This is a genomic window from Ahniella affigens (assembly GCF_003015185.1).
GTDB lineage: Bacteria > Pseudomonadota > Gammaproteobacteria > Xanthomonadales > Ahniellaceae > Ahniella > Ahniella affigens.
Window position 1 is genome coordinate 3,049,854 of record NZ_CP027860.1, and the last position, 22,721, is coordinate 3,072,574.

21 protein-coding genes and 1 tRNA gene are annotated in these 22,721 nt (G+C 60.3%); 15 read left to right on the top strand and 7 right to left on the bottom strand.

What is annotated here, in order from left to right:
• Positions 1-116 precede the first annotated feature (116 nt).
• From C7S18_RS11665 to C7S18_RS11700, 8 genes are all read left to right on the top strand, one after another.
• Positions 117-2,153, top strand: a complete 2,037-nt coding sequence (locus tag C7S18_RS11665; protein WP_106891732.1) for a 3-hydroxyacyl-CoA dehydrogenase NAD-binding domain-containing protein — start codon at positions 117-119, stop codon at positions 2,151-2,153.
• 44 nt (positions 2,154-2,197) lie between these two features.
• Positions 2,198-3,493, top strand: coding sequence for an FAD-dependent oxidoreductase (locus C7S18_RS11670; protein WP_425481103.1), 1,296 nt, complete (start codon positions 2,198-2,200; stop codon positions 3,491-3,493).
• A complete protein-coding gene (locus tag C7S18_RS11675) occupies positions 3,490-3,981 on the top strand; it encodes a GNAT family N-acetyltransferase (protein ID WP_106891734.1) in 492 nt (163 codons plus the stop codon). Before C7S18_RS11670 ends, C7S18_RS11675 begins: the two co-directional genes overlap by 4 nt.
• A 352-nt stretch (positions 3,982-4,333) precedes the next feature.
• Complete coding sequence (locus C7S18_RS11680) at positions 4,334-4,879, top strand: RNA polymerase sigma factor (protein ID WP_106891735.1); 546 nt, start codon at positions 4,334-4,336, stop codon at positions 4,877-4,879.
• Positions 4,876-5,742, top strand: a complete 867-nt coding sequence (locus C7S18_RS11685) for a hypothetical protein (RefSeq protein WP_106891736.1) — start codon at positions 4,876-4,878, stop codon at positions 5,740-5,742. The genes C7S18_RS11680 and C7S18_RS11685 overlap by 4 nt, the downstream gene beginning before the upstream one ends.
• Positions 5,739-6,323, top strand: a complete 585-nt coding sequence (locus tag C7S18_RS11690) for an IMPACT family protein (RefSeq protein WP_106891737.1) — start codon at positions 5,739-5,741, stop codon at positions 6,321-6,323. Before C7S18_RS11685 ends, C7S18_RS11690 begins: the two co-directional genes overlap by 4 nt.
• A gap of 633 nt (positions 6,324-6,956) precedes the next feature.
• Positions 6,957-7,124, top strand: a complete 168-nt coding sequence (locus C7S18_RS24495; RefSeq protein WP_170113233.1) for a hypothetical protein — start codon at positions 6,957-6,959, stop codon at positions 7,122-7,124.
• 237 nt (positions 7,125-7,361) lie between these two features.
• Positions 7,362-7,550 (top strand): hypothetical protein, encoded by a 189-nt coding sequence (locus C7S18_RS11700; RefSeq protein WP_106890915.1) that lies wholly within the window; start codon positions 7,362-7,364, stop codon positions 7,548-7,550.
• Positions 7,551-8,209: 659 nt separating this feature from the next.
• On the opposite strand, the gene C7S18_RS11705 is transcribed toward C7S18_RS11700, so the two are convergent.
• From C7S18_RS11705 to C7S18_RS11715, 3 genes are all read right to left on the bottom strand, one after another.
• Positions 8,210-8,302: transfer RNA gene (locus tag C7S18_RS11705), tRNA-Ser, on the bottom strand.
• Positions 8,303-8,385: 83 nt separating this feature from the next.
• Entirely contained in the window at positions 8,386-8,592 is a 207-nt protein-coding gene (gene csrA, locus C7S18_RS11710; protein WP_106891739.1) for a carbon storage regulator CsrA, read from the bottom strand.
• 170 nt (positions 8,593-8,762) lie between these two features.
• Positions 8,763-9,809, bottom strand: a complete 1,047-nt coding sequence (locus C7S18_RS11715) for a M35 family metalloendopeptidase (protein WP_170113234.1) — start codon at positions 9,807-9,809, stop codon at positions 8,763-8,765.
• Positions 9,810-10,104: 295 nt separating this feature from the next.
• Here C7S18_RS11715 and C7S18_RS11720 point away from each other — a divergent pair, with 295 nt between their 5' ends.
• The 3 genes from C7S18_RS11720 to C7S18_RS11730 are packed head-to-tail and all read left to right on the top strand — an operon-like array spanning position 10,105 to position 13,347.
• A complete protein-coding gene (locus C7S18_RS11720) occupies positions 10,105-10,755 on the top strand; it encodes a DUF502 domain-containing protein (protein WP_106891741.1) in 651 nt (216 codons plus the stop codon).
• Positions 10,752-11,519 carry a queuosine precursor transporter gene (locus tag C7S18_RS11725; RefSeq protein WP_106891742.1) on the top strand — a complete coding sequence of 256 codons (768 nt, stop codon included), beginning with the start codon at positions 10,752-10,754 and terminating at the stop codon, positions 11,517-11,519. The genes C7S18_RS11720 and C7S18_RS11725 overlap by 4 nt, the downstream gene beginning before the upstream one ends.
• A gap of 4 nt (positions 11,520-11,523) precedes the next feature.
• Entirely contained in the window at positions 11,524-13,347 is a 1,824-nt protein-coding gene (locus C7S18_RS11730; RefSeq protein WP_170113235.1) for a M14 family metallopeptidase, read from the top strand.
• Between the two features lie 65 nt (positions 13,348-13,412).
• Here the strand turns inward: C7S18_RS11730 and C7S18_RS11735 are convergent, their stop codons facing one another.
• Together C7S18_RS11735 and C7S18_RS11740 are read right to left on the bottom strand one after the other, a co-directional pair.
• Positions 13,413-13,820, bottom strand: a complete 408-nt coding sequence (locus tag C7S18_RS11735) for a DUF6165 family protein (RefSeq protein WP_106891744.1) — start codon at positions 13,818-13,820, stop codon at positions 13,413-13,415.
• Positions 13,821-13,828: 8 nt separating this feature from the next.
• Entirely contained in the window at positions 13,829-14,437 is a 609-nt protein-coding gene (locus C7S18_RS11740) for a hypothetical protein (protein ID WP_146151892.1), read from the bottom strand.
• Between the two features lie 327 nt (positions 14,438-14,764).
• Between C7S18_RS11740 and C7S18_RS11745 the strand changes: the two genes are divergently transcribed.
• Both C7S18_RS11745 and C7S18_RS11750 read left to right on the top strand, forming a co-directional pair.
• Entirely contained in the window at positions 14,765-15,868 is a 1,104-nt protein-coding gene (locus tag C7S18_RS11745) for a Glu/Leu/Phe/Val dehydrogenase dimerization domain-containing protein (protein ID WP_106891746.1), read from the top strand.
• A gap of 350 nt (positions 15,869-16,218) precedes the next feature.
• Complete coding sequence (locus tag C7S18_RS11750; RefSeq protein WP_106891747.1) at positions 16,219-17,379, top strand: acyl-CoA dehydrogenase family protein; 1,161 nt, start codon at positions 16,219-16,221, stop codon at positions 17,377-17,379.
• Positions 17,380-17,458: 79 nt separating this feature from the next.
• Here C7S18_RS11750 and C7S18_RS11755 read toward each other — a convergent pair whose 3' ends face one another.
• Both C7S18_RS11755 and C7S18_RS11760 read right to left on the bottom strand, forming a co-directional pair.
• Entirely contained in the window at positions 17,459-17,935 is a 477-nt protein-coding gene (locus C7S18_RS11755) for an SET domain-containing protein (RefSeq protein WP_106891748.1), read from the bottom strand.
• Between the two features lie 110 nt (positions 17,936-18,045).
• Positions 18,046-19,776, bottom strand: a complete 1,731-nt coding sequence (locus C7S18_RS11760) for a bifunctional sulfate adenylyltransferase/adenylylsulfate kinase (RefSeq protein ID WP_106891749.1) — start codon at positions 19,774-19,776, stop codon at positions 18,046-18,048.
• A 389-nt stretch (positions 19,777-20,165) separates the two neighbouring features.
• Here C7S18_RS11760 and bamJ point away from each other — a divergent pair, with 389 nt between their 5' ends.
• Complete coding sequence (gene bamJ, locus C7S18_RS11765) at positions 20,166-20,888, top strand: BamJ family beta-barrel-assembly machinery protein (protein WP_106891750.1); 723 nt, start codon at positions 20,166-20,168, stop codon at positions 20,886-20,888.
• A 216-nt stretch (positions 20,889-21,104) separates the two neighbouring features.
• Positions 21,105-22,616 carry a DUF3369 domain-containing protein gene (locus C7S18_RS11770; RefSeq protein WP_170113236.1) on the top strand — a complete coding sequence of 504 codons (1,512 nt, stop codon included), beginning with the start codon at positions 21,105-21,107 and terminating at the stop codon, positions 22,614-22,616.
• Positions 22,617-22,721 lie beyond the last annotated feature (105 nt).

Genomic DNA, 22,721 nt, shown 5'->3' on the forward strand with positions numbered 1-22,721 from the left:
TGCCCGGTTCATCCCGCCGTCTGGCGCCAGACAAATTCTGCTTGACGAACTGCTCGAATCGGAAAGCATTATGCTCCGAGGTTCGCTGATCACGGTTCCACTCAGGAGACTTGCGCATGTTTGAAGGCTTGAAATTGCAGCATTGGAAGCCCCGTTTCGAGCGGGACAATGTGCTCGTCCTGGCGTTTGACCGCGCCGGCAGCTCGGTCAACACCCTGAGCGCGGCCGTGCTGGAGGAGCTTTCCGGGATTCTGGACCGCTTTCCGTTGAATCCCCCGAAGGGCCTGGTGTTCATTTCGGCGAAGCCCGCTGGCTTTATCGCTGGCGCCGACATCAAGGAATTCGCCGACTTTTCGGCGCGTAGCCTGACGTTGAGCGCGATTGAGCGCGGACACCGGGTCTTTGGCAAGGTTGCGGCACTGAAAATCCCGACTGTCGCCGCGATTCACGGCCACTGTATGGGCGGCGGCACCGAGCTGTCGCTGGCCTGCAAGTTCCGGGTTGCCAGCGACGATGCCAAGACGCGTATCGGCCTGCCCGAGGTAATGCTCGGCATCCAGCCGGGTTGGGGCGGCTTGGCCCGCCTGCCGCATCTCGTCGGCGCCAAGGCAGCATTCGACATGATGCTGACCGGCCGAACCCTGAGTGCCAGCAATGCCAAAGCAGTGGGTCTGGTCGACAAGGTGGTTCCGGAATCGGGGCTCTTGGACGCCGCGCTGAACCAGCTCAAGTTCCGCGGCAAGCGCCGACTCGGCCAGCGCCTCACGGCCTGGATCACGAATACACGCCTCGCGCGCATGGTGCTCAGCAAGGCCATGTACGGGCAGGTTGCCCGCAAGGCCGACCGAAAGCAGTATCCAGCGCCGTTCGCCATGATCGACTTCTGGCGCAAGAACGGCGGCAATTTGCAACAGGCGCTGCGGGCTGAGCCGCGGGCAACGGTCAAACTGGCCGAAACGTCGACGGCCCGAAACCTGGTACGCGTTTATTTCCTGCAGGAGGCGCTGAAAGGCCTCGCGGGTGGTGCGGCCCACGAGATCAAGCATGTGCACGTGGTCGGCGCGGGCGTGATGGGTGGCGATATTGCCGCGTGGTGCGCGCTGCAGGGCTTTACCGTGAGCCTGCAGGATCGCGAGATGAAGTACATCCAGCCCGCACTGGATCGCGCACAGGAGCTCTTCAAGAAGAAGCTGAAAACCGACGACAAGATCGCCGAGGTCAACAAACGGTTGATGGCGGATGTCGACAGCGCGCAGGTCCCCAAAGCCGACCTGATCATCGAAGCGATCTTCGAGAACCTGGAAGCCAAGCAGGGTCTCTATGCGAATCTGGAGCCACGAATGAAGGCCGGGGCGATTCTGGCCAGCAACACGTCCAGCATTCCGCTGAACGAACTTCGCGCCAAGCTGGCCCGACCGGAACAGTTTGTCGGACTGCACTACTTCAACCCGGTGGCATTGATGCCGCTCGTCGAAATCGTCAAGCACGACCAGGTGTCGCCCGACGTGCTGAAGCGTATGGCAGCGTTCGCAAAAGGCATCGACAAGTTGCCCGTGCCGGTCGCGTCGTCGCCGGGCTTTCTGGTCAACCGCGTGCTGTTTCCGTACATGCTCGAAGCGGCAACCCTTTACGCTGAAGGCGTGCCAGGGCCGGTGATCGACAAGGTCGCGAAGAAGTTCGGCATGCCGATGGGTCCGATCGAACTGATGGACACGGTGGGCTTGGACATCGCCACGTCGGTCTCGAAAGTGCTGTGCCCGTTCCTCAAGCTCGACGTGCCCACGGCTTTGACCGAGATGATTGGCAGCGGCAAACGCGGCAAGAAGGACGGCCAGGGCTTCTACACCTGGAAAGACGGCAAGCCGGTCAAGCCCGAGGTGCCGAGCAGCTACCAAGTGCCGGCAGACCTGGAGGACCGGATGATCCTCCCCTACCTCAACGAGTGCGTGGCGTGTCTCGCTGAAGGCGTGGTCGAAAGTGCCGAGCATTGCGATGCCGGCATGATTTTCGGCACCGGCTTCGCCCCGTTCCGAGGCGGCCCGGTGCAGCACATTCAGGACACCGGCAAGGAGGCGCTGAAAGCTCGGCTGGAAACACTGGCGGCCAAATACGGCGCCCGCTTTGCACCCAAAGCCGGTTGGGAGCAAGTGTGAGCGCGCCGATCCTGGTGGCGGGCGGCGGGCTCGCAGGCGCCCTGATGGCGCTCCTCCTGGCGCGCCGCGGCGAGTCCGTACTGGTGCTGGAGCGTCGACCAGATCCACGCACTGACGGCTATTTCGGTGGCCGCTCGATCAATCTGGCGTTGGCGGAACGCGGTTTGCATGCGTTGCGCCAAGCGGGCCTGGAGCAGGCGCTGCTCGACAACGCGGTAATGATGCGTGGTCGCATGATCCACGAGGTCGGCGAGACACCGTACCTGCAGCGTTATGGCAAGGACGATTCCGAAGTGATCTGGTCGGTCAACCGGGGCCGCTTGAACCAGATCCTGCTCGTCGCCGCCGAAGCGGCTGGCGCCCGCATTCTGTTCGATCAGCGCGTCGAAGACGTGAACTTTGACGATCGTACGCTGGTGGCCGTTGACGAAAAGCACGGCAGTGCTGAGACATTTCAGTTCAGTCGCCTGATTGGCGCCGATGGCGCCGGCTCGGCCGTCCGCAAGGCGATGGCCGCAGTCGTTGAATTGGGCGAACGATTTGAGCCGCTAGGTCATGGCTACAAGGAGCTGGAGATTCCAGCTGGCGACAACGCCGCGTTCCGCATTGAGCGCAACGCCCTGCATATTTGGCCGCGCGGCGGCTACATGCTCATTGCGCTGCCAAACATCGACGGCAGTTTCACTGTGACGCTGTTCCTGCCGAACGCGGGAAATCCGAGCTTTGCGACGCTCACCTCACCAGCTGCCGCCGAAGCTTTTTTCCAAACCGACTTCGCATCGGCGATCAGCGTGATGCCGGAATGGAAGCAGGACTTTTTCAACAACCCAACGGGCATGCTCGGCACGCTACGTCTGGATCGCTGGCATCTGGACGAAACAGCGGTGCTGATCGGCGACGCGGCACACGCCATTGTGCCCTTTCATGGGCAGGGCATGAACTGCGCGTTCGAGGACTGCATCGCGCTCGATCACTTATTGGCCGATGCCGATACGCCCTTTGCGCGTTTTCAAGATCGGCGCAAGCCAAACGCCAATGCCATTGCCGACCTGGCACTCGAGAACTACGTCGAGATGCGGGACCAAGTGGCCGATGAGCAGTTCCACCGCATCAAGCAACTCGAACGTCGCCTGGCGGACGCGTTCCCGACGCAATTCGTGTCGCGCTACGCAATGGTGATGTTTCATCGCGTGGACTACGCCGTCGCGAAGTACCGCGGCGCGGTCCAACTCGACCTGATGCTGCAATGGTTGGCGCAATATGGCGAGCCAGAGCGAGTACCGTTGGATGTCGCCCACGCCGCCTTGTGTGCGGCGCTGCCGCCGTTTGCCGAAGCATGAACGTCACGATCCGCCCGATTGAAGCGAAGGACGATCCGATCGTTGCGGCGATCATTCGACGGGTCATGCCGGAGTTTGGCGCTGACGGCCCCGGCTTCGCGATCCATGACCCGGAAGTCGACTTCATGAGTCAAAGCTACGGCGCGCCGCGATCGGCCTATTTCGTCGTCGAGGCCGCCGGCACGGTCGTCGGCGGCGGCGGCGTTGCAGGGCTGGCGGGCGATGGCACCGGCACCATCTGCGAGCTTCGGAAAATGTACTTTTTGCCCGAAGCCCGCGGCCTCGGCGCCGGTCGTGCCCTCATTGAGCGCTGTCTGGCCGTTGCGAAGGCCTTTGGCTACCAACGCTGCTATCTGGAAACACTCGAAGGCATGCACGCCGCGCAAAAGCTCTACCGGGCGAACGGCTTCACCGAAATCGCGGGTCCGCTTGGCAATACCGGGCACTTCAGCTGCGACCGGTTCTTTGTCAAGGACCTAAGCGACTGATTTGGTTAATCTATTTCGTTTTAACCCCAATCTGCCTCGCACCCCGTTTCCAGAGCATCGCCTGACTTGGTTCTAAGAGAACCGGGCCGGCCAAACTCAGGAATCCAAGGACGATGTCTCTATTGAAACCAACTCGGCTCCGATCGGCTCAGGATGAGCCCCGGCGGCGCCACCTGCCCCCGCGCTGGCGGGCCGACGCTGCCGGACGTAAGCCATGACCCTGCTGTGGTCGCTGACGAGCCTGCAGGCGAGCCTGCCGCAGGCGTTCGAGTCAGAAAATCCGCTTGATCTTGCGCCGATCAGTAAGTCAAGGTCTTGGTCGCGCCCCACAGATCACGTACGCTCTCGGGTTATGACGGAACGGGCGGACGAAGATCTCATGCTGGCGTATCAAGGTGGCGATGCCCGCGCCTTCGAGATTCTGTATCAGCGCCACCGGGGTACGCTCTATCGCTTTTTCCTGCGCGGCATGAGTCGTCGCGATCTCGCCGACGAACTGTTTCAGGACACCTGGAGCCGCGTGGTCACCGCCCGTGACCGCTACCGTCCGGACGCCAAGTTCACCACGTGGCTCCTGCAGATCGCCAACAATCTCCTGATCGACCACTATCGCCGCCAGCGTCCTGAAGACACTGGCGAGTCGGCCGAAGAGGCCTTTCGCACGACGCCCACCGAGGTCCGCGATGAGCCGGACCGCGTGCTCAGTGATTTCGAGCAGGCGCGCCAGATGCAGCGGGCGCTCGCCGAGCTGCCACTGGACCAGCGGCAGGCCTTCTTGTTGCGCGCCGAGCAGGAACTGGGTGTTGAGGAGATTGCCGAAGTCATGGGCGTCGGGCGGGAGACCGCCAAGTCGCGCTTGCGCTATGCGCTGGAAAAATTGCGAGCGAGGTTGCGATGAACACGCCGCATGACCAAGATTTCGAAGCCCTGCTGAAAGAATACGAAGCAGAGTTCGCACGCTATCAAAAGCTGCCCGCGGCGGAGCCGTCGCGCGAGCTCGATATCGCCATCATGGCCAAGGCACGCGAAGCCGTGGCCAAACCCAAGGCCAAGCGCTCGCGCTGGCTGGTGCCGCTGGCGTCTGTGGCGTCGCTGGCGCTGGCAGCAGGCATTGGCTGGCGCACGATCCAGGGAGAGCGTCGCGATCAGGTCGCTGCGATCGAGCAGACGGCTGCGAAGCAAGACGAGGTGATCGTCGAGTTCGAATGGATTGACCTCCCGAATCGCGATGCCGAGCGCAAGGAAATGGCGAACTCGCCGCCCATGCCACCAGCCGCAGCCCCCCTGCCCGCCCCGGCGGTGGCAGCACCGCCACCACCACCGCCTCCGGCTGAGCCCCCGCCGATTGCCGAGACGGCGACGTCACAACCAGCCGACCTCCTCGCTGACGCCGCCACGGCGCCAGCGAGTGATGACGGACTGGCGCGTTCGAGCGCGCGCGCAGAGCGGGAGTTTGCCGAGCCGCATGTCGCCCAGGATCACGCGGTGATGGCCGAACCGCCGGAGTCCTCGAATCGCGCCGCAGGCTATACCGGTGGCGCGCTGTCCGGTCCAGGCCAGGCCAGTCCCGACAATGCGCCGGCGCCGAGTAAGCAGGACGCCAAGCCGAAAAAGATTCTCGAACCCGAGGAATGGATCGAACAGATTCGCGGGCTCAGGTCAGTACGACGCTTCCATGAAGTCAAGAAAGAACTGGCTGAGTTTAAGAAGACCTATCCGAACTATCCGCTCCCCAGCGATCTCGAAAAACAAGGGCGATGAAGGCCACGCTCTGCCGGCTGGAGCGGGCCGAATTCGAAATCAAGAAGAGTCGATTTCTAGTGGCAGCCGGCCCGGCGGAAACATCCGATGCCGCCTTGCAGTTCGTTGCGCAGTATTCCGACCAGGAAGCCCGGCACAACTGTTACGCATGGCGGGTGGGTGACCAGTACCGATTCTTCGATGCTGACGAGCCGGCAGGGACGGCAGGACGCCCGATCTTGCAAGCGATCGATGGGCAAGGATTTGACCAGGTGGTCGTGTTGGTCACGCGCTGGTTTGGCGGCATCAAGCTCGGTGCCGGCGGCTTGGTTCGGGCCTACGGTGGCTCGGCTGCCGAATGTCTTCGTCTTGCCGAGCGGCGGCCATTGCTCACGTTCGTGTCGTTAGGGTTCTGGGTGCCCTTTTCCCAACTCGGCGCGATGCATCATCTGCTCGAACAGTTTGACGCGGCGAAAGAAGCCGAGGCGTTTGACGAATCGGGCTGCCGGTTTCAGATTCGCCTGCTGGAGGAACGCCAGGCAGGGTTCACGAGAGCGCTGATTGATCAGACACGAGGCCAAGCGGTTCTCGACTCTGATTGAGGGATGGCTTGGGGCCCGTTGCATTGCAACCGATGTATCGCAACCCATGTATTGCTGCCGCTGCAGTGCCACCTCAGCGGCAGCCGCGCGTTGAGGCCAAGCGGTTCTCGACTCGGATTGAGGGATGGCTTGGGGCCAGATGCGTTGCAACCCATTTATCGCAACCCATGTATTGCTACCGCTGCAGTGCCACCTCGGCGGCAGCCCCGCGTTGAGGCCAAGCGGTTCTCGACTCGGATTGAGGGATGGCTTGGGGCCAGTTGCATTGCAACCCATGTATCGCAACCCATGTATCGCAACCGCTGCAGTGCCACCTAGGCGGCAGCCGCGCGTTGTCGCACCAATCCGTATTGTCGTCACCCCGACGAAGCAGATTGTGTGAAAACGGATTTGGCGCCTGCGTTCATGGCGCCTGACGCCATCGCAAGGCGACCTACTCTGTTCCCGTCATCCCGACGAAAGTCGGGACCCAGAATACTTGCAGCACCCTGGCCAGATTGCTCTGGGTCCCGACTTTCGTCGGGATGACGCCATTGAGGTGGCGCCGCAAACTCCAACCGTTTTCACAGAGCCTGCTTCGCCGGAGTGACGACAATAGGTATCCGGGCGAAGCGGCAAGCAAGCCCGAACTGAATGAGCACACAGCGCGGGCCGAGTCTGCAGCAGTCGCTCGCGATCGAGATGCCGGCGCCGAGATGGGTGGTCAGCGCAAGGCGCCGTGAGCGGGCCGTAGCAAGCGCTACGGCTGCGAACGGCAACGCCGCGCTGGCCAGCCAGATCAAGCCGGGGCTCGATCAGTAGGCCGAGCCTCGATGGACGGTTTTGCCTGATACGGCCTACGGCGGGCGACTGCCGCAGACTTGTCGCTGTCCAAAAATTGTTCCAGACAATTTTTGTCGAACCCAGGGGGCCGGATCGATTGCGGTGTTCATCGGAAGTTTTTCGGCGGCCCCGGGCTCTCAACCCAATCTCTCTCCGCCAGAAACAAAAAAGCCCCCTTGCGGGGGCAACTCGTTTCTGGCGGAGAGAGAGGGATATGTGAAGCACATCCTGTGCTTCACCCGCGCTGCGCGCGGGCCGAGTCTGCAGCAGTCGCTCGCGATCGAGATGCCGGCGCCGAGATGGGTGGTCAGCGCAAGGCGCCGTGAGCGGGCCGTAGCAAGCGCTACGGCTGCGAACGGCAACGCCGCGCTGGCCAGCCAGATCAAGCCGGGGCTCGATCAGTAGGCCGAGCCTCGATGCACGGTTTTGCCTGATACGGCCTACGGCGGGCGACTGCTGCAGACTTGTCGCTGTCCAAAAATTGTTCCGGACAATTTTTGTCGAACCCAGGGGGCCGGATCGATTGCGGTGTTCATCGGAAGTTTTTCGGCGGCCCCGGGCTCTCAACCCAATCTCTCTCCGCTAGAAACAAAAAAGCCCCCTTGCGGGGGCAACTCGTTTCTGGCGGAGAGAGAGGGATATGTGAAGCACATCCTGTGCTTCACCCGCGCTGCGCGCGGGCCAGCTTCGCTGTCCAAAAATTGTTCCAGACAATTTTTGTCGAACCCAGGGGGCCGGATCGATTGCGGTGTTCATCGGAAGTTTTTCGGCGGCCCCGGGCTCTCAACCCAATCTCTCTCCGCCAGAAACAAAAAAGCCCCCTTGCGGGGGCAACTCGTTTCTGGCGGAGAGAGAGGGATATGTGAAGCACATCCTGTGCTTCACCCGCGCTGGCGCGCGGGCCGGCTTCGCCGTCCAAAATTTGTTCCAGACAAATTTTGTCGAACCCCGGGGGCCGGAATGCTCGTGGCGACAATCGAAACACTATCGGCGGCCCCGGGCTCTCAACCCAATCTCTCTCCGCCAGAAACAAAAAAGCCCCCTTGCGGGGGCATTTTTGTTTCTGGCGGAGAGAGAGGGATTCGAACCCTCGATAGAGCTTTTGACCCTATACTCCCTTAGCAGGGGAGCCCCTTCGGCCTCTCGGGCATCTCTCCAGAATGGGGTGTACTGAGGCTTGGTCTACTAGTTTAGCGGGTGCAGTTCGTTTCGCCAAGCTGTTTCAGAAAATCGTTTTCGATCAGGCTTTTGCATCCGCATCGGGCGTCGCTTCGCCGCCTTCCTGCTCTTTTCGAATGCGTTGGAATATTTCTTCGCGGTGGACGGCGAGCTCCTTCGGGGCGTTGATACCAATGCGAACTTGATTGCCCTTGACCCCAAGCACCGTCACGGTCACCTGATCGCCAATCATCAATGTTTCGCCCACTCGTCTCGTCAATATCAGCATCTCGTCCTCCAGGCCGGAGTCATTCCCGAACTCCCGGCTATCCTTGGCCAAATACGCGGCATCACCCTGTCGCGCAGGACAATATTAGCGGCAACTGTGCCAGCTTGGGCAACACAATTAAAAAGCCCGCGGCAGAACCGCGGGCTTTCTGTCAACACATGCAACAGAAATTAGTTCAGCGCCGGGGTGTTTTCGGCGAAGTACTCATGGCTGTCAGCATTGTCAATGGCCTTGGTCGTGTTCGTGGTCGCCAGCTTCTTGGCAGCCGTCTGGCCATAGGCATGGTCATCCGTGTCCGCCACCACAGTGAAATGGCTCAGCTCATGCACGATCGTACCCGCCTTGGAGTCCGTACCCGTGCTCGGCGCCGACCAGAACGCGTTGCAAACAAAGATGTTGTAAGGCTGGTTCTTGTAGACGTAGGCGTAGGCGGAGTCGGTGCAGGTGCAATTGAAGGTCACCGGCTTGATGCGGAGCGCCTCATCGATCTTCACGTAGTGCGCCTTGACCGTGTTGTAGCGGCTCGAATTGTAGGTACCGAACCACGTGGTGTAACGCGAACCAGTCTTGCCGGCATTCAGGTAGGACAGCGAATTCGCCGCGTACGTGCCCGCACTGTTCATTGCCGAGTTGATCTGCGACTGACGGGTGCTGGTGCAGCCCGTAAAACCGGAAGCGTTAGCCTTTGCCTGGTCCCACGCAATCGGCATCGCCGGAGGGTTATAGGGCACGCCTTCCACAAACATGCTGATGGGGGCGGACGCAACGGTGCCTTGCAGGGCTTTTGCTTCGTCCGTGCTGCGGTCGCCCTGCAGCAAGGTACGCAGCGAATTCTGATACGAAATCTGGTAGACGCCTGTTTCGCTGAGGTTGTAGACCTCGGAGAGATCCACGACGATCGAGCGCGACTGACCGGCCTTGAGCGTGATCATGTCGTAATCTTGCGGATCGGCCCACTTGTAGTGGCGGCCAACGTATTCGGCTTCCACGCCATTGAAGGTCACCGAGAACTGCTCACCGAGCAGGCCCGTGAACGGGGTTTCCCAGCGGACAACCTGCACGGCCGACTTGCCGGTATTGGTCATCGTGAACTTCACGACCGGCGCGTTGGCGCCTTCGCCTTGGGCCGGCTCAACGCGCGCGACAATCGCGGCGGAAGCGGCACCCGAAACAAACAACACCGTGGCTAGCGCCAATTGCGTGATTTTCGTCTTCATATTTCGAAACTCCCCTTTCGATTGTTGTTGGCAAAGCTTGTGATTTCGCTGCATTTCGATCGCACAGCTGCCCCTGGGGCCCGGTTGGGTCCTGGAGCACATGCTTGATCCCCTGACATTGGGCGACCTTCTGTGATGAATTCACCGAAGACCCATCGAACTTAATTCACAATTTCCCGACTCTGCAACAACTTTCGATTGCGCACCGCACCAGAACCAGGGCGCTTCGGTATGCCTATCGGATCATCCCTCGCTCAGGCATGATTGTCGGGATCACGCCCCTGACTGGACCGTCATGCTCAGCCGACTGCAACGCTATTTTCTGACTGGAATCCTGACCTTACTGCCGATCTGGCTGACGGTGATCGTATTCAAGTTTGTGCTTCAAGGCCTCGGTTATCTGTCCCAACCGCTGGTCTATGCGGTGCTGTCGCCGCTCGCCGATGCGCTGCCGCAGGCCTTCGGCTGGTTGCAGAGCGATCGCGCCCAGCAACTGGTCGCGATCACGCTCACGCTCGCCTTCATCCTGCTGATCGGCTGGATTTCAAGCTGGGTCGTCGGACAGCGCCTGCTGGATTACTTCGAGTCCTGGATGGCCAGGATTCCGCTGGCAAAAACCGTTTACGGCAGCGCCAGACAGTTGCTCGATGCCCTCCGCACGAGCCCCGACGGCACCCAACGCGTTGTGCTCATCGACTTTCCGTCGCCTGAGATGAAAACCATCGGCTTAGTCACGCGCACCATGCGCGACGAGCTCACCGGCGAAGAACTCGCGGCGGTCTATGTTCCCACCACACCGAATCCAACATCGGGCTACCTGGAAATTGTGCCGGTGACCAAACTTACCCCAACCGACTGGACAGTCGATCAGGCCATGACCTTTGTGATCTCCGGCGGCGTGCGCGCACCGGATGTCATTCGCTTTCATCGGAGCACACCGCAATGACTGGATTCAATCGACGCCAGAAGCTGTTTCTGATCCTGTCCGGATTTTTCCTGACCAATGTGCTGTTGGCCGAGTTCGTCGGCGTGAAGATTTTTGCACTGGAGCCCACACTCGGCATTTCGCCGTTCAACTGGAACCTCTTTGGCCACCAAGGCAGCCTGAATTTCACGGCAGGCGTCATGCTTTGGCCCATTGTGTTCGTGATGACCGACATCATCAACGAGTACTACGGCAAACGCGGCGTCCGGTTCCTGTCCTGGCTTGCGGTCGTTCTGATCCTGTACGCGTTCTTGTTCGCTTATCTGGCGATCGCCCTGGTCCCCGCCGACTGGTGGGTCGGGGTCATGAAAGACCAAGGCGTGCCCGATCAGCAAGCGGCATTCGCCGCCATTTTTGGCCAGGCCACCTGGACCATCTGGGGCTCGGTCGTCGCATTTTTGCTGTCGCAGCTGATCGACATCACAATCTTCCAGCGCATCCGTCAACGCACCGGCGAGCGCTGGCTTGGTTTGCGCGCAACGGTGTCGACACTGGTCTCGCAATTCATCGACAGCTTCGTCGTGCTCTATATCGCTTTTGTCATCGGCCCACAGAAGTGGGCTCTCTCGCTTTGGTTGGCCATCGGCTCGGTCAATTATGTCTACAAAGGCGTTGTAGCGATCCTGATGATTCCCGTTCTGTATCTCATTCACATGGCCATCGACCGCTACCTCGGCCACGCCGAGGCAGAAGCAATGAAGCGCGATGCCCTGCAGGAGTCCTGAACTGATGCCCCGTTCGCTCACGCTCGCCTTGGCGCTCACCCTGACCATTCTGCCGACCGCGATAACGGCCAAGGAATCGCCGCCCGTCGACACCAAACCACTGCAAACACTGGCCGAACGGACCCAATATCAGGACACTGACTCGGCCCTGGCGAGCTTTGCGCTGCTGGATCAGATCGCCAATCAGTCACCCGATATTCGCATGCAAACGTTTGGTCTCACGCCAGAAGGGCGTGAGCTGAAATGGGTGCTGGCTGGGCCCAATGCCGATCAGGCCAATCCGGAGGACCTGTCGACAACGACGCGTGTCCTGCTGATCGCCGGCATTCATGCTGGCGAAATCGAAGGCAAGGATGCCGGCATCGCGTTGTTGCGGGATCTCACCGACAACCCAGAGCACCGCTGGCCCTACCCATCCATCAGTCTCGCCTTCGTCCCGATTTTCAATCTTGACGGCCATGAGCGTCGCTCTCCATTCAATCGCGCGAATCAAAATGGGCCCGCGAACATGGGTTGGCGCGGCACGAGTCAGCGCTACAACTTGAATCGCGATTTCCTGAAAGCGGACACCGTCGAAATGCGCGCCTTGCTTGGACTCTGGAATCAGTTCCAGCCGCATCTCGTTTACGACTCGCACACGACCGACGGCGCCGACTATCAATACGATCTGACCTGGCATCTCGAGCAATTCGATCTGCTCGATTCCGGCCTCCGCACGTGGCAGAAAACGTTTTTTGTCGACACCGTGTTTCCGGCAGTAGCACAACGGAAGCATTTGCTAGTGTCTTATCCCGAACCGTTAGACAGCGCCGACTTGAAGCAGGGCGTCAGCTATTTCGTATCAACAGCCAAGTACTCAACGGGCTACGCAGCCGCGCGCAATCGCCCGGTGCTTCTGATCGAAACACACATGCTGAAGGACTATCAGACTCGGGTTCGCGCCACGTATGACTTGTTGGATCTCAGCCTGAAGCACTTGGTCAAACTCGGTCAGCCGCTGCAACAGGCAGTTTTGGAGGCCGAACAACGCAGCATGAGTCTGATTGGTCGGCAAGTCGTCTTGACAACGCAATCGGACGGAAGCAGCCAGCAGATTCCATTCAAGGGATTCGCTTACGAAACCCGAGAGAGTGCATTTTCGGGGTCCAAATACGCGGTCTACGACACCGAGAAACCAAAGACCATCAAGCTGCCCTACTTCTACCAACAGAAACCGGCCGTGACCGTGACGATGCCAGCGGCCTATGTACTGCCGCCCGCGTATCGGCATCTGCTCGCGCAGTTGGACCGCCATCAGATCGAGTATCAGGCGCTGCCTTTGGACGTTACGGTCACGGTCACCGAAGAAGTGCTGTCGGACCCGAAGTGGGCGCCAGCGTCATTCGAGGGTCGCGTCGGTTTGGCCGAGTTTCAGTCCGAGCGGCATCAGGTGGAGCGCGTTCTGCCGGCGGGCAGTATCCTGATTCCGGCTGCGCAGCCAAACGTACGGGTGCTCGCGCATCTCCTCGAACCCACTGGACCGGATTCGTTGCTGCGGCTTGGCTACTTCAACATGATCTTCGAGCAACGCGAATACGCCGAGCCGCGGGTGGCCGAAAACATGGCGGCGACGCTCGCGGCCAAACATCCCGAGATGAAGGCCGCGTTCGATCAGAAAGTCGCGAACGAGCCAGCCTTTGCCGCAAATCCGTTCCTGCGTTTGAACTGGTGGTTCATGCGCTCAGACTGGCGCGAGCAGGACTTGGGGCGGTATCCAGTCTGGCGGCTTGACGCAGATGCGTTGAGGCAATTGGCCGCCGCACAGCCGGATCAGGGTCAAGGCGGTTGACCGAAGGGCGATCGCCGCGCCATTCGGTCACGGCCGGGCTGAAACCAGCATCCAACACGGAAGACTCAGTTAGCTGGCTTGACCCGGTAGTCCTGATACGACTTCTCTTCGACCAGTGCCGAACCCAAAGCCGTATTGATCTCGCGCTTCAGACGCGCCCGCTCGTCGTTTTCGAAATAGACGGCGCGCGCCAGGCGAATGAACTCGGCATCAAATTCCTGCCGCGATTCCTTGATCCGGATGTCGTCTTCGATCACCCAGAGCCGCTCATTGACCGCCTTCAGCAACAAAACCGGCTCGTTGATGTCGATCTTGGACTCGGGTGCCTGCCCCCAAGTCGCACGCAGCTCATCAAGCTCGCGCTGGACATTCGCGAGCTTGGCCGGATCGCGCATGCGTTCGGATTTGATTTCCAGAATGGCGATCTTGTCGAGCAGTTCGCCGAACGAAACAGGAACGTGAATCAGACTCATGCGGGACCTCAGTTTGGCGCAGTGATCCGAATGGTCGGATCGTATTCGTAATCGACAACCGTGCTCGACTTCTGCCCCATTGCCTCGCCGGTGGTTTCCATGCGCACCGGGAAGCCCGTGCTGGCATCGAGTGAAATCGTCGCAGTGCCGGTCGAGCGAATGCCCATGACCTTACTGTCGAAGTCGTAGCGATACTGCTTGCAGTTCTTGCCGTTGACGTCGGACTCGCCCAGGAAACTGACCGCCCGGATACCGTCCATCCCGGCCTTGATGGCGTCTGGCGTGTACTGCTGGATCATCTTGCTCATGTCCATGGGCATCTTCATCCAATTGCCGCCGGCATTCATCCAGGTGCCCTGCGGCAGGATGATCATCTCGCTGTCCGGGTTCTTCATGTGGAAGCGGTTGGGCCACTGTACCGCCATGGTGCTCTCGAATTTCCGGCCCTTCTTATCGGTCGTCACCATGTGCGCCCGGTAGGCCAGGTCCTTGGACGCAAGCATTTTCGACCACAGACTGATCAGCTCCGCCCGCACACCCGCATCATCCGCTCGAACCGGGCTGGACACGGAAAGACCCAGCAGCAAGACCAACATTAGACCGCAAACCCAACGCATGTTTGACTCCATTGAACAGGGGCGCGGAGGATAGCAGGCATGGCGTGGTCGACCGGATAGCACTGGCTGAACCACAAGGCGGCTGCGTGCGACCAGCGCTGTCAGCCCAAGTCTGTGCTGCAAGTGTTTGATTTCGATCGGACTGGACAAAGCGATCAAACGCTTGCTTGAGGCGCACGAACAGTCGACCGCCCAGCTTTCCGCCAGCAGCAGCCCAATCCACCCGCATTCTGCCCTTCCGGCGCTGACTCGGGGTGGCTACACTGCGCGCCCTCGCTGGCCCAGTTGTCGCCCCCAGCCCGAACTTTTTTTCTTCCGGAGTCCATCATGATCTTCGAAACCTTGTCCAACTCGGGCCACGAGCAAGTGGTGTTTTGCCACAACAAAGATGCCGGCCTGAAAGCCATCATCGCGATCCATAACTCGGTGCTCGGCCCGGCCCTCGGCGGTCTCCGCATGTGGCCATACAAGACTGAGCAGGACGCGCTGAACGACGTACTCCGACTGTCCCGCGGCATGACCTACAAGGCCGCCGTGTCGGGCCTGAACCTGGGTGGCGGCAAGGCCGTGATCATCGGCGACCCGTCCAAGGACAAGTCGGAAGCCCTGTTCCGCGCGTTCGGCCGCTTCGTCAACTCGCTGAACGGTCGCTACATCACGGCCGAAGACGTGGGAATCGATGTCAACGATATGGAATGGGTGCTGAAGGAAACCGAATTCGTCACCGGCGTGCATCAAGTCCACGGTGGCTCGGGCGATCCGTCGCCATTCACCGCTTACGGCACCATGCAGGGCCTGTTGGCCGCACTGAACGTCAAGTTCGGCAACGAAGACGTGGGCAAGTACAGCTATGCCGTGCAGGGCGTTGGTCACGTCGGCATGGAATACGTGAAGCTGCTGCGTGAACATGGCGCCAAGGTGTTCGTGACCGACATCAACCGTGAGTCGGTGCAGCGGGCCGTTGATGAGTATGGCTGTGAAGCGGTCGGCCTGGACGACATCTATGACGTTGACGCGGATGTCTACTCGCCGTGCGCGCTCGGTGGCACGGTCAATCACAACACGATTCCGCGCTTCAAGTTCAAGGTCATCTGCGGCGCCGCAAACAACCAGTTGGCCACTGAAGACTGTGGTGACGATGTGGAACGTCGCGGCATTCTGTATGCCCCCGACTACGCCGTGAACGCGGGCGGCCTGATGAATGTCTCGCTCGAAATCGACGGTTACAACCGCGAGCGCGCGATGCGCATGATGCGCACGATCTATCACAACCTGAGCAAGATCTTCGCGATCGCAAAGCGCGACAGCATTACGACGTACCGTGCGGCGGACCGTCTGGCTGAAGAGCGCATTGCGACGATTGGCAAGATCCGCCTGCCGCAGATGGGCAACCCGACCCGTTTCCTGGGTCGCACCCGCGGCATGGGTTGATCGACGGCGTTTCGGGTCGGCGACGATGCGCGACCCGATTCGTGACTGCCGATGCTAGTGTCGTGTCGCGCAAATAGCTTGATAAGAATTTGGAAGCGTTTCGAGCCAAGGCAAGGCGCGAGGAGGAGACGTAGTGGATACTACGGCGACGACGAGCAACGCCGCTTTGGCTTGAAAGACGAGAAATTTGTTCAAACTAGTTGCGGGACACGACACTGGAGAGCCTCTGAACCAGTTCAGAGGCGATGCGGGTCTGAACGTCCAGGATGGACAAATTCATACCCTCCTAAAGGGGCCGCGTTTACCCGGCCCCTATTTCGATTTGCCTGACCAAGCCAAGAGACCGACCGATGCGAACGTTCCCGCTGGGCGAAGATCTGGACCTTCTGCGCGAGACCGTACGCGCCTTTGCCGACAAAGAAATCGCGCCCCGTGCGCACGAGATCGACGCACAGAACCTGTTTCCGAGTGACCTCTGGGCCAAACTCGGTGACCTGGGTCTGCTCGGGATCACGCTGCCAAGCGAATTTGGCGGCTCCGAGCTCGGTTATCTGGCACATGTCGTCGCGATGGAAGAGATTTCGCGGGCATCGGGCTCGGTCGGTCTTTCTTATGGCGCGCATTCCAATCTGTGCGTGCAAAACCTCTACAACAACGCCAATCCGACCCAGCGCGCAAAGTATTTGCCCATGCTCTGCAGTGGTGAGCATGTTGGCGCATTGGCAATGAGCGAACCGGGCGCGGGTTCCGACGTGGTCGGCTCGATGTCCTGCCGTGCCGAACAGCGCGCCGACGGCGTCTGGGTGGCGAACGGCAACAAGATGTGGATTACGAATGGCCCGGACGCAGACGTGCTGATTGTCTACATGCGCACCGCGCCGAAAGCAGCCGGGTCTCGCGCCATGACCGCATTCATTGTGGAAAAAGGCATGCCTGGATTCCGCACGGCCCAAAAACTCGACAAACTCGGCATGCGCGGCTCCAACACCTGTGAACTGGTGTTCGAGAACTGCGAGATCCCGAATGAAAATGTGCTCGGCGAATTGAACCAGGGCGTCAAGGTACTGATGAGTGGGCTCAATACCGAGCGGCTCGTGTTGTCCGGCGGCCCGATCGGCATCATGCAGGCAGCGCTTGACCTGTCTCTGGGCTATGTTCGCGAGCGCAAACAGTTCGACGCGCCCATCGGCACGTTCGGCATCATGCAAGCCAAAATCGCTGACATGTATACCGCACTGCAGTCAGCGCGCGCATTCGCCTACATGGTGGCCATGGACTACGATCGGGGCGTGAAATCGCGGATCGATCCGGCTGCCTGCCTGCTGCATGCCACTGAGGGCGCCGTGATGTGCGGACTCGAAGCGATCCAGACGCTGGGCGGCAACGGCTACATCAACGAATATCCGGCTGGCCGACTGCTGCGCGACGCCAAGCTCTACGCCATCGGTGCCGGCACGAATGAGATCCGACGCATGCTGATTGGTCGCGAATTGTTCGAAGGCAAGGCCTGAAACAGGTATCGACTACAGCGAGCAGATGCTGAGGCGAGCAGATGCTTAGGCGAGCAGACCTGCGCGCCCGGCTGCTCAATCACCGCTTGCCGCGCTTGTCCTTCAAGAGCGTGCCCGAGCACCACGGTGCGCCGCAGCGGCAGGCCCAGATTTTCTTGAGCGCCTTGGTGTGCCGCTGCTCCAGCGTGATCTTGTAATCGTAGGTCAGCTCTTCGCCGCGCTTGATGTCGCGCAGCGCTTCCAGAATCACCCGTTCGTGTTTCGGGTTGCCGTCTTTCGCGTCATGCCGAAACGCCACCACATTCGGATCGCAGCTGTGGTTGATCCAGCGCGCTTCGTTGCCGTTGGTGTTCGCATCGATCACATACTCGTCGTTCAACGTAAACAGGAACGTGTGGCCGGTGTCGACGGTGTCGGCGTACTTCGCGTTTGCCTCCGCATGGCTCAGAACGCGGCCCCGGTATTCGATGATCTCGTCCCCTTTGGCGATATCTTTGGCGGCGAACACCCCATTGCCATGGATGGGCGAGCGGCGGACTTCGAAGGCTTTGCGCATGGATCAGACCCTGTAAGCGTGAAGCGCGATGATATGTCGACCCTGAGCGGCTGAGAAGCGGTGCAGCGGCTGGAACTGACCATTCCAGCCGCACGCCGGGACCCCAACCATCAAGCGGTCACCTCGGCCTCGGCCGCGATCACGCCCAATGCAACCAGATAGTCGAGCACACGCTGAACCGCCTCGGTTTGCGTCAGGGTGGCCGTGTCGATCCGGAGTTCGGGGTTCTCGGGCACTTCGTACGGATCACTGATGCCGGTAAAGCTCTGGATCTTGCCCGCCCGAGCCAACGCATAGAGACCTTTGCGGTCACGCTGCTCGCAGACTTCGAGCGACGTCGAGACGTGAATCTCGACAAAGGGACCGTAAGCTTCCACCATTTGCCGAGCGGCGAGTCGCGATTCGGCGTAAGGCGCAATCGGCGCACAAACCGCGACCCCACCGTTCTTGGTGATTTCGCTGGCCACAAAGCCGATCCGGCTCACATTGAGCATGCGGTGCTCGCGCGAAAAACCAAGCTCGCTCGATAGATGTTTCCGCACCAGATCGCCGTCGAGCAGCGTGACTGCGCGACCACCGCGCTCCAGCAAAGACACCATCAATGCGTTCGCGATTGTCGACTTGCCGGCGCCAGAGAGCCCGGTGAAGAACACCGTAAAGCCCTGATGGGCACGTGGCGGATGCGTGCGCTGCAACTCGGCAGCGACTTCCGGAAACGTGAACCACGCCGGGATTGCCGCGCCCTCCATCAGCAGACGTCGCATTTCAGTTCCCGAGATGTTCAGTACCGTTTCGCCGGGCTTGACCTCGTCGATCGGTGCGTAATCCTGCCGTTCTTCGACATAGACCATCTCGGCGAACGGCACCATGGTGATGCCAATCTCGTCGGCAAACTGACTGACCAGGTGCTGGGCGTCGTAAGGCCCATAAAATGGCTGGCCGGCGCTGCTACTGCCTGGACCGGCATGATCGCGGCCAACGATGAAATGAGTGCAGCCATGGTTCTTGCGGATCAGTGCATGCCAGAGGGCCTCACGCGGTCCGCCCATACGCATCGCGAGGTTCAGCAAGCTCAACACGGTGCGATGCCCCGGGTAATGTGGCAGCAACTGCTCGTAGCAGCGTACCCGGGTGTAATGGTCGATATCGCCTGGTTTCGTGAGGCCCACGACCGGATGAATCAGCAAGGCGCCGCCGATTGCCTCAGCGGCGCGACGCGTCAGTTCGAAGTGCGCCTTGTGCATGGGATTCCGCGTCTGGAACGCTACGACCCGCGCAAAGCCTTGCTCGGCAAACGCATCCTGAAGTTGCCGCGGTGTCTGGCGCAGACGTCGGAAGTCGTAGTGCAACGGCGCATTGATGGCGAGCACGTCGCCGCCGAGATACACGGGCTTGCTCCGCTCAAGGAGAAAGGCCACCGCTGGATGCTTGGCGTCAACCGTACCGAAGACGAGTTCGGCTTCTCGACGCAAGTCTGGACGAAACGCAGTCGGCCGATCCAGAACAGCCACCGGGACGCCTTCGGCATCTGTCAGCACCAGGCCGCCCGCCGCCACGGCTTGCTCGGCAACCGCCTCACTCACATCCAGCGTAATCGGCATCGGCCACAGGGTGCCGTCAGCCAAGCGCATGTTCGTCACCACCGAGTTGTAATCAGCCTCGCCCAGAAATCCAGTCAGCGGTGAAAACGCGCCATTGGCAATCAGGTCCAGGTCGCACAGTTGGCGGGGGCTCAAGTCCAGGCGTGGCAACTCCGTCAGACGCACGCGCAGCGCGTCGAGCGCCGCTCCAACCAAATAACAATCGACCAATGGGCCACCGTGGGCGGAATACGTGCGCATCCAGGACTTCCTTCGTGAAAAGTCGGTGATTGTGACGTGGTTTGGGCCAATCGAGAAGGCTTTGCGCCAGGTAGCGCCTCGCTCCATCGCTGCGACTGCCAAACCGACTCGGCGGCTTGGGCCAACGCCCGCGCCACCGTCTTTTCATAGGTAAATCATGGCGTTACGAACTAAAACGCACATCAATTTGAGTCTGATGCCGCCTAGGTCGCTCGCCACGCTCGATCGCTTGCTGAATCGCACACGAATTCAAACCGGAACCCCCAGGAACTTGTGATCTGGATCCGGCTCTGAGGTGCCGATTTGCAGGATTCTGCAAAGCCCGCGACAATGCGGGACTTGACTGCCGGGTTCCGGCATTTTTTGGGCATGTATTGAGGAGCGTAGGAATGAAGTCTTTGTTGAAAGGCGGCCTGGCCGTCGCGATTGCCGCGAGTCTGATGTTGACGCAAGTGGCCGGTGCGGTTGACAAGGTCACCACCGAAAAGGAAAAGGCCAGCTACATGGTCGGTATGGACATCGCCAACGGCGTTCGCCAGATCAAAGACGAAATCGACGTCGAGATCATGATTCAGGGTCTGCGCACGGCACTGGCCGGCGGCAAGACGCTGCTGACCGAAGCCGAAGCCCAGACGGTTCGCGGCGAATTCCAGACCGCCCTGCGCTCGAAGATGGAAGCCAAGCAAAAGGCTGCTGCCGAGTCGAACAAGGTTGAAGGCGAGAAGTTCTTGGCCGCCAACAAGTCGAAGCCGGGCATCAAGTCCACGGCCTCGGGTCTGCAGTACCAGGTGATCAAGCAAGGCACCGGCGCCAAGCCTGGCCCAACGTCGATGGTCAAGGTGCACTACACCGGCACGCTGATCGACGGCACCAAGTTTGACAGCTCGGTGGATCGTGGCACCCCGGCCGAATTCGCGCTGAACGGCGTGATCCCAGGCTGGACCGAAGCCCTGCAGCTGATGCCTGCTGGCTCGAAGTACAAGCTGTTCATTCCGTCGGCCCTGGGCTACGGCGAGACCGGCACGCCGGGCATCATCGGCCCGAATGCTACGCTGATTTTCGACGTCGAACTGCTCGAAGTTGCCGGCACGCCGGCTGCTGCCAAGCAGTAATCGTCATCGGCGCGCCATTTGGCGCTCCGCAGCAAAAAACGCCGGCCACTGCCGGCGTTTTTTGTTTGCCGCGATCGATCGACGCCGTGTGGTTGACGTGAGCGACTTGTAAACAAATTCACGCCGCCAATAAAGCGCAACGTGAAGCACCGATTTCGAGTCTCGCCAACGACAGCTGGCGCTGGTATGTTCGGGGCGAGTCGAACCGGGGATGGCATGGACGATCTGTTTGCTCCTGAAACCGTCGAAACACTGGCGCCTTGGCGCGTGCTCATCGTGGACGATGAACCGGAAGTCCATAACGTCACAAAACTCGTGCTTGGCGCATTTCGGTTTGAAGGACGCGCGCTCCACTTTCTGCATGCCCACTCCGGCAAAGAAGCGCGCGAACTGATTGCCGCGAATCCTGACGTGGCGGTCATGCTGCTCGATGTGGTCATGGAAACCGAGCAGGCCGGGCTTGATGTCGTCCGCTTCGTGCGCGACACACTGCACAATCATTTTGTCCGCATCGTGCTCCGCACCGGTCAACCCGGCCAGGCACCCGAGCACGATGTCATCGCCAACTACGACATCAACGATTACAAAGAAAAGACCGAGCTGACCGCACAGAAGCTGTCGACGATGATGTACGCCACGCTGCGGGCGCATCGCGACATCATGACGATTGAAGCCAACAAGCGCGGGCTTGAGCGCGTCATCCATGCCTCGGCGCGCATTTTCTCGCATCAGCACAGCCACGAGTTTGCGTCGGCGGTGCTGGATCAGCTCGGCAACCTTGTCGGAATGGACAAAGGCGCGCTGTACTGCAAGGTCATGCGCCCGGGCTCGCAAACACCCGACCACTTTGTCGTGGCCGCGGCAACCGGCGAGTACGCTGAGTTCGTGCAGACCAATGCCGACGAGCAGCTGCCGCCGCGGATCGTCGAATCGCTGAAACTGGCGTATCGGCAAAAGAACCATCAGTTTGGCAACGATCACTACGTACTCCATTTCACCGATAGTCATCGCACCGAAAGTCTGCTCTATGTCGGCGAAAGCTGGACCTTGTCGCCTCTCGACATGAAGCTGGTCGAAGTGTTCTGCACGAATGTCTCGATTGCGTTCGAAAACCTGCATCTGCAACGCGAGATGTTCGACTCGCAGGTCGAGGTCGTGACCTTGCTGGCCGGTTTGGCCGAGAGCCGCTCGCGCGATACGCTGAACCATGTGCGCCGCGTGGGCATGATTGCCGAGTTGCTCGGCGAGTTGTTCGGGCTTGATCCCCAAGCGCGCGTCATGCTGCGGCACGCCGCACCATTGCACGATATCGGCAAGATCGGAATTCCCGACGCCATTCTGAATAAGCCGGGCAAACACACACCAGACGAAACCGCAGTCATGCGCACCCACGCCAAGCTCGGTGCCAATTGGTTGTCGGCCTCGCGCCTACCGCTGCTGCAATTGGCGTCGATCATCGCCGAAGATCATCATGAGAACTGGGATGGCTCGGGCTATCCGCGCGGACTGAAGGGCGAGGAGATTTCGATCAGCGGTCGGATCACTGCACTGGCTGATGTCGTCGATGCGTTGGGCAGCAAGCGCTGCTACAAGGAAGCCTGGAGCGCAGAAGAAATCCGCGCATTTGTGCACGAGCAGAACGGCATCAAATTCGATCCCCGCCTGGTCACGCTCCTGTTCGAGCACTGGGATCGGGTCGAAATGATCCGTGCGCAACTGCCGGACTAACGTCGCGCGACAGCAGGTCGAAGCCCATCGATCAAGGCGATTCTGGACGCCAGACTCACTGCCGACCCGGTCTCCATGGCACGGAGTTTGGGAAGACGCTATTCG

Coding starts and splice junctions, on each gene's coding strand:
- C7S18_RS11680 (WP_106891735.1), top strand. CDS start 4,334: ATGACGGAACGGGCGGACGAAGATCTCATGCTGGCGTATCAAGGTGGC.
- C7S18_RS11760 (WP_106891749.1), bottom strand. CDS start 19,776: ATGCGCACGTATTCCGCCCACGGTGGCCCATTGGTCGATTGTTATTTG.
- C7S18_RS11740 (WP_146151892.1), bottom strand. CDS start 14,437: ATGCGTTGGGTTTGCGGTCTAATGTTGGTCTTGCTGCTGGGTCTTTCC.
- C7S18_RS11755 (WP_106891748.1), bottom strand. CDS start 17,935: ATGCGCAAAGCCTTCGAAGTCCGCCGCTCGCCCATCCATGGCAATGGG.
- C7S18_RS11670 (WP_425481103.1), top strand. CDS start 2,198: ATGGCGCTCCTCCTGGCGCGCCGCGGCGAGTCCGTACTGGTGCTGGAG.
- C7S18_RS11690 (WP_106891737.1), top strand. CDS start 5,739: ATGAAGGCCACGCTCTGCCGGCTGGAGCGGGCCGAATTCGAAATCAAG.
- C7S18_RS11770 (WP_170113236.1), top strand. CDS start 21,105: ATGGACGATCTGTTTGCTCCTGAAACCGTCGAAACACTGGCGCCTTGG.
- C7S18_RS11715 (WP_170113234.1), bottom strand. CDS start 9,809: ATGAAGACGAAAATCACGCAATTGGCGCTAGCCACGGTGTTGTTTGTT.
- C7S18_RS11685 (WP_106891736.1), top strand. CDS start 4,876: ATGAACACGCCGCATGACCAAGATTTCGAAGCCCTGCTGAAAGAATAC.
- C7S18_RS11735 (WP_106891744.1), bottom strand. CDS start 13,820: ATGAGTCTGATTCACGTTCCTGTTTCGTTCGGCGAACTGCTCGACAAG.
- bamJ (WP_106891750.1), top strand. CDS start 20,166: ATGAAGTCTTTGTTGAAAGGCGGCCTGGCCGTCGCGATTGCCGCGAGT.
- C7S18_RS11675 (WP_106891734.1), top strand. CDS start 3,490: ATGAACGTCACGATCCGCCCGATTGAAGCGAAGGACGATCCGATCGTT.
- csrA (WP_106891739.1), bottom strand. CDS start 8,592: ATGCTGATATTGACGAGACGAGTGGGCGAAACATTGATGATTGGCGAT.
- C7S18_RS11730 (WP_170113235.1), top strand. CDS start 11,524: ATGCCCCGTTCGCTCACGCTCGCCTTGGCGCTCACCCTGACCATTCTG.
- C7S18_RS24495 (WP_170113233.1), top strand. CDS start 6,957: ATGAGCACACAGCGCGGGCCGAGTCTGCAGCAGTCGCTCGCGATCGAG.
- C7S18_RS11745 (WP_106891746.1), top strand. CDS start 14,765: ATGATCTTCGAAACCTTGTCCAACTCGGGCCACGAGCAAGTGGTGTTT.
- C7S18_RS11665 (WP_106891732.1), top strand. CDS start 117: ATGTTTGAAGGCTTGAAATTGCAGCATTGGAAGCCCCGTTTCGAGCGG.
- C7S18_RS11750 (WP_106891747.1), top strand. CDS start 16,219: ATGCGAACGTTCCCGCTGGGCGAAGATCTGGACCTTCTGCGCGAGACC.
- C7S18_RS11725 (WP_106891742.1), top strand. CDS start 10,752: ATGACTGGATTCAATCGACGCCAGAAGCTGTTTCTGATCCTGTCCGGA.
- C7S18_RS11720 (WP_106891741.1), top strand. CDS start 10,105: ATGCTCAGCCGACTGCAACGCTATTTTCTGACTGGAATCCTGACCTTA.